Source organism: Prevotella sp. P2-180 (assembly GCF_002251435.1).
Classification (GTDB): domain Bacteria; phylum Bacteroidota; class Bacteroidia; order Bacteroidales; family Bacteroidaceae; genus Prevotella.
The window spans coordinates 73511-84397 of the sequence record NZ_NPJI01000026.1 but is presented as its reverse complement, the minus strand read 5'-3'; the positions used below and the strand labels follow the sequence as shown (position 1 = coordinate 84397).

Below are 10887 nucleotides of genomic sequence, written 5' to 3'. Positions count from 1 at the left end.
AAGTGGCCGCAGAAAAGTATTCATCTCTCTCTGAGAGCAAGATGATTGAGGAGGCTTCTCTTCGATCGGGTATCCAAAAGGGTGCTCTCCAAGCCGCGTTCTCTGCTTGCGGCGACGTGATTAAGGCGTGGGCTACTGAGGGACATTCGGTGCCGGTGCCGGGACTTGGAACTATGCGATTCGGTCTGAACGCAAAGAGTGTGGAGGACGTGAACATGGTGGCGTCGAGCCTCATCACCACCCGAAAAATCATCTTCGTGCCTTCTAGCGACGTGAAGAAGGAACTGATGACCACCGCAGTGAGCATCACCTGCTACGACCGCAACGGAAAGGTGGTGAAGCGCGTGAACTCCAGTGACTCTGGCGTGATAGAGGACCCTGAGAATCCGAGTGGAGGTGAGGATGCCGGTGCCGGCGGAAGCGACAGCAGTGGCGACGACCTCGGGCAGTAAACTTTAAAAGGTAAAACCTTAAAGATTAAAAGGTAAACCTTAAAGAAGTGGTAATTCCCTATGAAGGGTATTATTTAAACCAAAGAGATAAAGAGAAAAAGAGGGGAATTGTTGATGGAGTAGGTCGCAAGCGACAGAGGAAAAGAGGTTTTGCGCAGCTCTCTATAAGCTCTAAATGCCTTGGCATTCAACCTCTATCATTATACAAATACTCTTAAACTCTTAAACTCTTTGGTAAAATAAAGTAAACTTTAAAAATTTACGATTATGAGTACAACTAATAAAACAAATACTTGGAAGCTGATACTTCAGCTGATTGTGGCCGCACTGTCGGCAATAGCAACTACTCTCGGAGTGACGAGCTGCATGGGTGCCTATGTGTACTTCTAACTGAGAGTTAGGTGTGGGATTTAATAAATAAATGAATTGAACCTGGTGGTTATCTACTACGTTCAGTATGATTTCCACCAGGTTCATTTATATCCAACCATTTAAGTATAGCGCATCAGCTTCTATTTGCCGTTGATGTTAGTCATCTGGACAGTCCTTTGAAAGAGTTTCGTTCACCTTGGCAAGAAGCCACTGGTTTTGTTCCTCAATAGTCATATAGCTATTATCGAGTAATACGGCATCGTCTGCCATACGCAGGGGAGAAACAGCGCGATGGGAATCCATATAATCACGCTCCTTTACATTGGCAAGGATGTCTTCATAGTTTGCATTTTCACCCTTGTCGAGCAGTTCCTTATAACGACGCTCTGCACGTACCTCGGCGGAGGCAGTGACAAAAATTTTTAGTTCGGCATCTGGAAAAACGGTGGTTCCTATATCACGGCCGTCCATCACTATTCCCTTGTCTTGCCCCATGCGCTGCTGTTGCTCAACGAGCATTTTCCTCACAAACGGCTGCTTGGCTACCATGCTGACCCTCTCTGAGACACTCATGCCTCGTATCTCCTTCTCCACGTTCTTTCCGTTGAGCATGGCGCATAGCTGGCCTGCTTCGTCGCGTGTGAAGGAAATCTTCACTTCCCCGATGCGCTGCTCAAGGGCGTCGCTGTCGAGCGACTTGCCTGAAAACATGCCATTGTTTATGGCATAGAGGGTTACACAACGATACATTGCTCCTGTATCAACATAGATGTAGTTTAATTGTTGCGCCAATTGTTTTGCCATTGTGCTTTTTCCGCACGACGAATGTCCGTCGATTGCAATGATAATCTTGTTCATATATCAATAATTTCTATAAGTCTTTTCAAAAAGAGTGGGTATTATAGCTGATAGCTTACGTTTACATTGAGCGAGGTAGACGAGACGTGATACTTGCCGTATGCAACGCTTAGCTTGAATCGCTCAAGCATGATGCCTCCGCCGAACGACAGACCGGCACCATGACTGCTCTCTCCTTCACTGTCGGAGATTTTCATCTCGTCGGCCCGTCGGAAGTTATAGCCGGCAGCCAAATAGAGATTGTCTGAAAACAACAGGTCGGCTCCTATCACTATATGGTTTGCAAACCTTCCGTGCCAGTCGTTAAGGCGTGTCAGGGTGGCGGAGAAACGCAACGGCGACTGCATCAGGCGCTTTGTCACTCCTACCTGCAGGTCGAGTGGCATCTTTTCGAAATCGTCCTCGTAGGCCTTTATCTGACCGCCCAGATTGCGTGCCACTGCCGACACCGACCATCCGGAACTCTCGTCATAATAGTTCAGTCCGAGGTCTACACCCACTGCCATAGAGTGAAATCCTGCCAAGTCGGAATTCACAAACTTTGCCGTGATACCACCAAAGAGACGTTTTGCCAACGGATACTCGAAAGCACCGCAAAGCATGATATCCTTTGCGGAAACGTCACCAATAATTTCACCCTCCACCGTGGTCTGCTTCATGTCGCCGTAGTCCATCAACTGCGCCCCGACAAACCATGTGCCTTGTTTCTTCAGTGCTTTTGTAAACGATGCGCTCGCCGTTTTCGCCCCTTCCATATACGACATAAAGTTGAGGTTTATAGTCTTGTCGGAAACACCTGCAAGCAGTGCCGGATTATGAAACGCAAAGGTGGCGTCGTCGTCGGTGACGGTAATATTGTCGCCACCCAAAGCAGCCACATGGGCACTTACTGGCAGACGTAGGAAATTATACACTGTTTCGCTTTCCTGGGCCCATAAAATGGATGTAAAAAGAGCAAAAACAGCAGTAAAAATTAATTTTTTCACCATTTTAATACATTTTGACTGCAAAGATAATGTTTTTTTCAAATATAAAGACTATTTTTGTACCGCCAATTTCGAGAAAATATGAATTATTGGCGTTAAAAGGAGTTAATGGGCTCTATTCCGAAGGGAAATAGTCCCCAAAAAGGCATTTTATAAAAAATGGAAATAAAGAAAAATAGAAATGTTGACCTTGACGCTCACAGGTGGAAATTCTTCCTCCTATCGCTCATAGTGGTTCTCGCCTCTTTCGTCGCTATACTTGAATACTCTTCGGAAGAAACAACTTACGACGAGGAAGACGAGGAACTGACGGAAGAACTCGACCTCTCACTATTCAAAAAAGAAGACGACCGCATAGCTCTCGCCGTAAAGGAACAGCCAAAGCCGGTGTCAGATGAAATAAAGGTGGAGAAAAAGACAGATGAACTGGAACAAATGGATATGCCAAAGCCGGAAAGCGACGATATACCACAGGACACCAAAGATGAAGTGAAGGACGAGGAGAAAGACCCTCTGCTCGCTCCTGCCGACAATGCTCTCGACAACAACGACAAAAACTTCAGAATAGTGAGCGACCTGCCACAGTTTCCCGGTGGGGCAGTGGAGATGATGAAATGGCTCACGGCAAACCTGAGATACCCTTCTTCTGCCCAAAGGAAGAAAATAGAAGGAAAGGTGATGGTGCAGTTCATCATCGACTCGTCGGGCGACATGACCGACCTGAAGATTATCAAATCGCTTGAGGCTTCATGCGACAGGGAGGCATTGCGGGTGATGAGAATGATGCCGAAATGGAAACCTGGCATCGACAACGGACAACCGTGCCGCACTATGGTATGCATTCCTATCGTGTTTAAGTTGTAATGTGGATTTTGGGGATTTTGTAAATATCTTGAATTAAATATTTTCATTATGTATACATCTGAAGAACTAATAAAAATGGTGAACGACTACATCGAGTCGACAAGTGTTAACCGAAAGCCTGAAGGTCTGTACGAACCTATCAGATATGTGCTCTCATTGGGTGGAAAGAGAATAAGGCCCGTGCTTATGCTCTTGGCTTACAACATGTTCAAGGACGACCCTGAGACAATAATGGAGACTGCCGTGGGACTTGAGACCTACCATAACTTCACACTGCTTCACGACGACCTGATGGACAATGCCGACGTGAGACGTGGAATGCCTACCGTTCACAAGAAATGGAACGCCAACACTGCCATTCTCTCCGGCGACACCATGCTTATCATCGCTTTCCAAAGGGTGGCGAGATGCAAGGAAGAGAAACTCAGGCCTGTGCTCGACTTGTTTACACAAACAGTGCTCGAGATAGACGAAGGACAACAGTATGACATTGACTTCGAGACGCGGAACGACGTGACCGAAGAGGAATATATTGAGATGATAAGACTGAAAACCAGCGTCCTGCTGGCTTGTGCCGTGAAGATGGGAGCCATACTTGCCGGTGCCGACGAAGAAGATGCCTCCAACCTTTACAACTTCGGCGAGAAACTCGGATTGGCATTCCAACTGCAAGACGACCTGCTCGACGTGTATGGCGACCCTAAGGTGTTCGGAAAGGCCATTGGCGGCGACATCACTTCCAACAAGAAGACCTATATGCTCATCAACGCCATGCTGCGTGCCGATGAGAAGCAAGCCGCAGAACTGAAGAAATGGATTTCAGCCGAACACTTCGACAAGGCTGAAAAGATCAATGCCGTGACGGAGATATATAATAACATAGGAATCAGGGAACTATGTGAAAAGAAAATCAACGACTATTTCGAACAGGCCCGCCTTTCGCTCCAGAAGGTAAACTTACCTGACGAAAAGAAAACGCAGCTCCAGCACTTCACCGACCTCATGATGAAGAGGGAAAAATAAACAAATACGAAATTAAAACAATGATAATTGATACACATATCCATCTCGACGGAGAGGAGTTTGAGGACGACCTGGAACTGGTGGTGGAAAGGGCGAGACTTGCGGGGGTTTGCCGCATGCTGCTGCCTGCCATCGACGTGGAAACGACAAAAAAGGTGGCTCTTCTTGCAGAAAGACTTGAGGGGTTTGCCTTCCCGATGATTGGACTGCACCCTGAAGAGGTGAAAGACGATTGGCAACAGCAGTTAGACATTCTCAGGCCTATGCTGGGAGAGCCTTATATCGCCATTGGCGAGATAGGTCTTGACTTTTACTGGAGCCGTGAGTATGAACAACAGCAGCTCGAGGCTTTCGAACAACAGGTGATATGGTCGGTGGAAACACAGATGCCTCTGATGATACACTGCCGAAAGGCACAAAACGAGATGGTGGGCATAATGAAGAAATACAAGGACAAACTGCCTGGAGGCGTGTTCCATTGCTTCACCGGAAACGAAAAAGAAGCCGAACAACTGCTTGCCTTCGACCGCTTCTCACTTGGCATAGGAGGCGTCCTGACATTCAAGAAGTCAAACCTGCCTGCCGTACTGCCTTCCATACCACTGCAACGCATAGTGCTCGAAACCGACGCCCCTTACATGGCTCCAGTCCCCATGCGCGGCAAAAGGAACGAGAGTTGCTATCTGAAATACGTTGTGGAAAAGATGGCCGAATGCTACAACACCAGCGCCGAAGAGGTGGAACGGGTGACTACATCAAACGCCGAACGCATCTTTAATCTTCACCCTTCTCACGGGCAGAATACCTAATTGTCAAGGCGTTTTGCCTGCGAAGCGTCAGCTTTATGTCTACTATGGTACCCATCCTCACGTTTTTGTCGGCCTTTATGTCCACAATCATACGTGAAAGGTCTTCCGCCGAGGCTTCACTACGTTCACGTTTTATAAACGAAGAAATATCTTCTATGGTGGCGATTTTGTCATTCAACTGGATGACAGTCTCGTCACCTTTCACATTTCCAAAATTGTCTATGGGTTTTCCTACATAGATGTATGATGTGAGCGACTTCCTCGTCAGCTTCTCAAGCTTTACACCTTGTGGTGTCTCAAACTTCACTTTCAGCTGGTCGTGACGCAGATGGGTCACGATAAGGAAAAAGAACAATACGGTGAAGATAAGGTCGGGCAACGATGCCGTATTGAGCTCTGGCATGGTCTTTCCTTTTCGTCTGAACATACTCATTGCCTGCCTCCTTTCCCATTACTATCCGCCACGTCCACTTGCTCAGAAATGCGTTGCGGTATGACTTGCCTCACTTCTTCCTGCTCTTCCCGCGAACATTTGCCAAAAGGCCTTCCGTATCTCTTCTGACTGTAGCGGTCGCGCAATGTGGCATACACGTCCACAATAGTGTTTTGTATAAGGAAATAGGTGTCGTAGCTGCTCTCACGGTCTACATGCACTGACACTACATGCACCTTCGGGTCTACCGCCACAAACTTCTCCATAGCTTTGGCAATGTCATTCACGGTAGTCACCTTACCATCTACAGAAATGACATCATTCGCGTCGACATCTATCTGAAAAACATTCTCCGGGTCTACCTTCACCATTTCCACATTGTCGTCTTTCGACAGTTGCGGCATCTGGCGCATCAGTCCACGGTCGGTGTCTAAGGAAGTGGTGACAAGAAAGAAGATAAGCAGAATAAACGAGATATCGGCTGTCGACGTTGTGTTCAACGCCGGCATACGCTTTTTATCTTTTCTTCTGAACTTAATTTCTCTCATTATTCATGTTACTTGAAAAAGCGACGTGCCCAACCTGACATATTCAATACCACCGCCATAATTGCCAGCAAGAGCATCAAATATACAAAGGCTATGACAACATCGGTCAGCAATGGGGCATTAAACCGTGGATCGTCCATAAACGGCATGTTGAAACCTACAAGCCAAAAGGCGGCAAAAACAATAACCGTTATCACTACAAGCACCACAAGAACAGCATGCGACAGACGCGTCGGATTCTTCATACACTTCATCATCGGCCTCCTTCCTGCTTATACTTCGTTATGGCGTCGAGCAAGGTAATAGCCGACTCTTCCATCTGCGAAGTGAGATGTTCTATCTTTGAAAGGATGAAGTTGTAGAACAACTGTAGCACTACCGCCACGACAATTCCGAATATGGTGGTTATCAAAGCCACTTTCATTCCCGATGCCACAATGGTGGCACTAATGTCGCCTGCCTGCTGTATTTGGTCGAACGACATCACCATGCCTATCACCGTTCCGAGAAAGCCCAACGACGGCGCTATCTGTATGAACAGCGTTATCCAGGTGCATCCACGTTCGAGATTTGCCGTCTGAACAGTGCCATACGACACTATGCTCCTTTCGATATCATCAATTTTCTCCTTGATTCTCAACAGTCCCTGGAAACAGATGGAAGCTACCGGACCCCGAGTGTTGCGACACAGTTCCTTTGCCCCTTCAATGTCTCCCTGTCCGATAAGTTTGTCCACATCAGCCATAAACTTCTTTGCGTTTATCTCCGAAAGCGTGAGATAGATGATACGCTCAATGCAAAAAGCGAGTCCAAGCACCAATGCAAGTGCCACGAGCGACATAAAGCCTGCATTACCTTCAATAAACTTGGTTTTCAACAGTTTGTGAAGCCCTGGTGTTTCTTCTGCCTCCACCAATGCCCCGTCTTCCAAATCATCGTCAGAAACGGCATCTTTTGCAGCTACGGTATCTAAAACGGCAGAGTCAGGCACAACAGCCTTCTTGGCATTTGTGTCTACAACATTTGCAACCGGAACATTTAATTGAGACTTCGTCGCTTGTGCGCTTACCGAAGGGCAAGCAAGAGCGACGGCGAGAAAAATGATAATCAATGTCTTCATTTGATAACCAATCATTATAAAGCGGAAAGGACAGGATTCGAACCTGCGAACCGGTTTTGCCGGTTACACGCTTTCCAGGCGTGCCTCTTCAACCACTCGAGCACCTTTCCTTTTTTCGGGTTGCAAAGTTACAACTCTTTTTCCGTAAAACAATGCTCCCCGACGTTTTTTTAATGTTTTTTTAGAAAAGAGAAGAGAGTAATGGGAAATCACTCTTTATCTCACTTCTTCAACACTGGCTCACACGTGAGGTTTACACCGAGTTTCTTGAATATCTTTCGGTCTACTTCACTCAACATCACCGTACAATGAACCTGACAGCCTCTTAGCTTCGGCAACTGCTGAAGTGCGTGGCGGCAGTTCTCGTCTTTTTCTGACAGTACCGACAGGGCCACAAGCACTTCGTCGGTGTGAAGGCGTGGATTGTGTCCGCCAAGATAGTTTATCTTCGTATACTGTATCGGCTCAATCATCGACTGCGGTATGAGTTTTTTCTCATGGTCGATGCCTGCAAGATGTTTCATGACGTTAAGAAGCAATGCGGCACTGCATCCCAACAGCGGACTGGAATGTCCTGTCACTATCGTTCCGTCTTCAAGTTCAATGGCCGACGAGGTGTGGCCTGTACGTTTCAGACATTCCTTGGCGGCGGTTGTGGTGCGACGGTATGCCGTTGAAATCTTTGCCTGAGTGAAAAGCATCTGAATCTTGTTTATCTCACCGTCGTTGCATGCCCCACTCGCCATTTTGTTTGTGGCATCGTAGTAGCGGCGTATGATTTCGTTTTTCGATGCCTCGCAGCATACGTCATCATCGCTGATACAGAATCCCACCATGTTTACACCCATGTCAGTAGGCGACTTATAAGGGTTGGTGCCATAGATGCCCTCAAAGAGGTTGTTGAGCACGGGGAAGATCTCTATGTCGCGGTTGTAGTTAATGGCTATCTTTCCGTATGCCTCGAGATGGAACGGGTCTATCATGTTCACATCGTTGAGGTCGGCAGTGGCTGCTTCGTATGCGATGTTCACCGGGTGTTTCAGTGGCAAGTTCCATACGGGGAAGGTCTCAAACTTGGCATATCCTGCCCTCACACCCCTTTTGTTTTCATTATATAACTGACTGAGGCACACTGCCATCTTTCCGCTTCCAGGTCCAGGTGCGGTGATGATAACCAGCGGTCGCGAAGTTTCTACATAGTCGTTTTTGCCGAAGCCTTCGTCAGAGGCTATGAGCGCCACATTATGCGGATATCCTTCAATGAGGTAATGGCAATAGGTTTTGATGCCCTCACGTTCAAGTCGTTGTTTGAAGGCGATGGCCGATGGCTGACCATTATAGTGTGTGATGACAACAGAGCCCACCATGAATCCCCTGCCTTGGAACTCATTTCTCAGTCGCAGCACGTCCTCGTCGTAAGTGATGCCCAGGTCGGCGCGCTTTTTGTTCTTGTCGATGTCAGCGGCACTGATTACAATGACAATCTCAATGCTATCGCTGATTTTCTGGAACATCCTCAGCTTACTGTCAGGTTGGAATCCGGGCAAGACACGGCTGGCATGATGGTCGTCAAACAATTTTCCACCCAGTTCGAGGTAAAGCTTTCCGTCAAACTGCGATATTCTCTCCTTTATATGCTCAGACTGGATAGTCTGATATTTCTGGTTGTCAAATCCTATTTTCATCGTTTTGCAAAATTTGGTGCAAAATTACATAAAAAAAATGAAACAGGAAAAAAACCAAGGAAAAAAATATAAAAAGAATGGCCGCGAAACCCGCAGCCATTCTTCATTCTTCATTCTTCACTCTTCATTCTTCATTCTTCACTCTTCATTCTTCACTCTTCATTCTTCACTCTTCATTCTTCATTCTTCACTCTTCACTTCCCTACTCCCTCTTTTATTCCATCCAACGCTGGTTGGCAGAAGATTGAGAGGTTGGAACGATTGATGATGGTCATGATGCCCGACTCGCCATTGCGGTTTGCACTATTGATATCCCAAACCATAGGTATGATACCATTGTCTTTGGCATTCTCCATGATACACTTCCACCATGCTTTCACCGAAGCGTCGTGCTCAGTTTGGTTTTCTGACAGTTCACGCCACTGGACTCCACACTCTCCAACGATTACCGGAACGCCGTTGTCGTAGAACTTCTTACGCATCATCTCAAACTGACTCTTGGTGTAAGACTCCTCACCCCAAGTGGCATTGTGGGCACTTCCGCTCACATGATTGCCGTTACCCCAGAACCATGTGGCATTGTCAGCCTTTAAACAGAATTCATACGGGTCGTAGTAGTGTACCTCAACCATCAAGCCCTTGTCTGCCGCATCAGTCGGCATCTTAAATCCGATGCTCTCGTCGCAAGCAGAAGAGATGTTGGTGGAAGGAGCCTGAACCACGAGTATGCGGGCAGAGTTGTTACCTCCAGTGGCACGCACTGCATCTACAAAAGCCTGGTTGTAGCGGTTCAGGATCGGAGTGAGCTCCTTGTGGCGGGTGCTGAACAGGTTGTAATCCTGGAACGGCTCGTTCAAGCCGGCAAAGAGCAAGTGCTCGTCATAGCCCTTGAAATAGGTAGAAATCTGTGTCCAGAGGTTCTTCAGCATGTCAATCTTGCTGAGAATGATTTCCTCGCTCACCGGCTTATATTGTGAGGTGCTGGCTGAGAAGCCTTCCACCTCTATCCATCCGCTGTCCCAGTGGTCGTTGAGCACCACGTAGAGTCCGGCGTTGACGCAGTAGTCAACCACTTCCTTCACACGTGCCATCCAGTCAGCGTCAATCTTGCCGTTGGTGGAGTGGATGTACCATGAGCAGGGAATACGTACAGACTTGAAGCCTTGTGACTTCACATAGTCGATGACGGCCTGTGTGGTCTTGGTCTTCTGCCATGTTGTCTCGGCACCAAGTCCGTCGCCGGTTGCCTCCATAGTGTTGCCGAGGTTCCAGCCCGGGAACATGTCCTTGGCTATCTCCTTTGCGGTGCGGAAGGTGTATGACTCCTCCGGCTTGACAATCTTGCCCGACTGGGTAACGCTGATGCGTGAAAATGCTCCGTTGAGGTTGGCAAGGATAGTGCCTTGGCGCTCCTCGCCGGTGTTCTTTGCGCATACGACAGAGAACGACGACGATTTATTGTTGCCCGACACACGGGTTACTGTGAGCCAGTCAGCCTCAGAACGGGTGAAAGCTGTACCGCCCTCAACGGTGAACATTGCTTCACCACCATCCACACCGAACGTGAGTTCGGTGGGAGTGATGTTGAGTGTTCCCACGCTTTCCGCCAGCGGGTTAGGATTGCTGTTGTCGCTGCAAGCTGACAACATCACCGCGCTCATGGCGAAAAGCATCAGGAATATTGATGATATCTTTTTCATACTTTCTAAATATTAATTTTAATTTATAATTCAAGAA

Annotated in this window: 13 protein-coding genes and 1 tRNA gene; 5 read left to right on the top strand and 9 right to left on the bottom strand. The window is 47.5% G+C overall.

Translation table 11 applies throughout. From position 1 onward, the window contains the following. Both CIK98_RS17945 and CIK98_RS17940 read left to right on the top strand, forming a co-directional pair. Window positions 1-452: DNA-binding protein (locus CIK98_RS17945; protein ID WP_172409811.1), on the top strand; the 452-nt coding region annotated here is incomplete at its 5' end. A 267-nt stretch (window positions 453-719) separates the two neighbouring features. Next, window positions 720-842 (top strand): smalltalk protein, encoded by a 123-nt coding sequence (locus tag CIK98_RS17940; RefSeq protein ID WP_172409810.1) that lies wholly within the window; start codon window positions 720-722, stop codon window positions 840-842. A gap of 138 nt (window positions 843-980) precedes the next feature. Here CIK98_RS17940 and cmk read toward each other — a convergent pair whose 3' ends face one another. Together cmk and porQ are read right to left on the bottom strand one after the other, a co-directional pair. Next, window positions 981-1682 carry a (d)CMP kinase gene (gene cmk, locus CIK98_RS03905; RefSeq protein ID WP_094382971.1) on the bottom strand — a complete coding sequence of 234 codons (702 nt, stop codon included), beginning with the start codon at window positions 1680-1682 and terminating at the stop codon, window positions 981-983. Window positions 1683-1723: 41 nt separating this feature from the next. After that, entirely contained in the window at window positions 1724-2668 is a 945-nt protein-coding gene (gene porQ / locus CIK98_RS03900) for a type IX secretion system protein PorQ (RefSeq protein WP_094382979.1), read from the bottom strand. A gap of 159 nt (window positions 2669-2827) precedes the next feature. On the opposite strand from porQ, the gene CIK98_RS03895 reads away from it, so the two are divergent. From CIK98_RS03895 to CIK98_RS03885, 3 genes are read left to right on the top strand one after another with little or no spacing between them, the layout of a single operon-like run. Further along, window positions 2828-3532 carry an energy transducer TonB gene (locus CIK98_RS03895; protein ID WP_094382970.1) on the top strand — a complete coding sequence of 235 codons (705 nt, stop codon included), beginning with the start codon at window positions 2828-2830 and terminating at the stop codon, window positions 3530-3532. Window positions 3533-3580: 48 nt separating this feature from the next. Continuing rightward, window positions 3581-4555, top strand: a complete 975-nt coding sequence (locus CIK98_RS03890) for a polyprenyl synthetase family protein (RefSeq protein ID WP_094382969.1) — start codon at window positions 3581-3583, stop codon at window positions 4553-4555. Window positions 4556-4575: 20 nt separating this feature from the next. Next, window positions 4576-5364 carry a TatD family hydrolase gene (locus tag CIK98_RS03885; protein WP_094382968.1) on the top strand — a complete coding sequence of 263 codons (789 nt, stop codon included), beginning with the start codon at window positions 4576-4578 and terminating at the stop codon, window positions 5362-5364. Here the strand turns inward: CIK98_RS03885 and CIK98_RS03880 are convergent. The 7 genes from CIK98_RS03880 to CIK98_RS03850 all read right to left on the bottom strand — a co-directional run bounded on the left by CIK98_RS03880 (window position 5330) and on the right by CIK98_RS03850 (window position 10850). Next, complete coding sequence (locus CIK98_RS03880) at window positions 5330-5791, bottom strand: ExbD/TolR family protein (protein WP_371683237.1); 462 nt, start codon at window positions 5789-5791, stop codon at window positions 5330-5332. The two genes, CIK98_RS03885 and CIK98_RS03880, sit on opposite strands and share 35 nt — an antisense overlap. Before the next feature lie 2 nt (window positions 5792-5793). Beyond that, the gene (locus CIK98_RS03875; RefSeq protein WP_094382966.1) at window positions 5794-6345 is read right to left on the bottom strand and encodes a biopolymer transporter ExbD; all 552 of its coding nucleotides are present in this window, start codon (window positions 6343-6345) and stop codon (window positions 5794-5796) included. Window positions 6346-6353: 8 nt separating this feature from the next. Continuing rightward, on the bottom strand, window positions 6354-6590 hold the full coding sequence (locus tag CIK98_RS03870; RefSeq protein WP_141210399.1) for a hypothetical protein: 237 nt from the start codon (window positions 6588-6590) through the stop codon (window positions 6354-6356). An 8-nt stretch (window positions 6591-6598) separates the two neighbouring features. Further along, window positions 6599-7465 carry a MotA/TolQ/ExbB proton channel family protein gene (locus CIK98_RS03865; protein WP_094382978.1) on the bottom strand — a complete coding sequence of 289 codons (867 nt, stop codon included), beginning with the start codon at window positions 7463-7465 and terminating at the stop codon, window positions 6599-6601. 22 nt (window positions 7466-7487) lie between these two features. Next, window positions 7488-7575 (bottom strand) — tRNA-Ser (locus CIK98_RS03860). A gap of 111 nt (window positions 7576-7686) precedes the next feature. Beyond that, a complete protein-coding gene (locus CIK98_RS03855) occupies window positions 7687-9150 on the bottom strand; it encodes a DUF1846 domain-containing protein (RefSeq protein ID WP_094382964.1) in 1464 nt (487 codons plus the stop codon). Between the two features lie 194 nt (window positions 9151-9344). Further along, the gene (locus tag CIK98_RS03850) at window positions 9345-10850 is read right to left on the bottom strand and encodes a cellulase family glycosylhydrolase (protein WP_094382963.1); all 1506 of its coding nucleotides are present in this window, start codon (window positions 10848-10850) and stop codon (window positions 9345-9347) included. Between the last annotated feature and the right edge of the window lie 37 nt (window positions 10851-10887).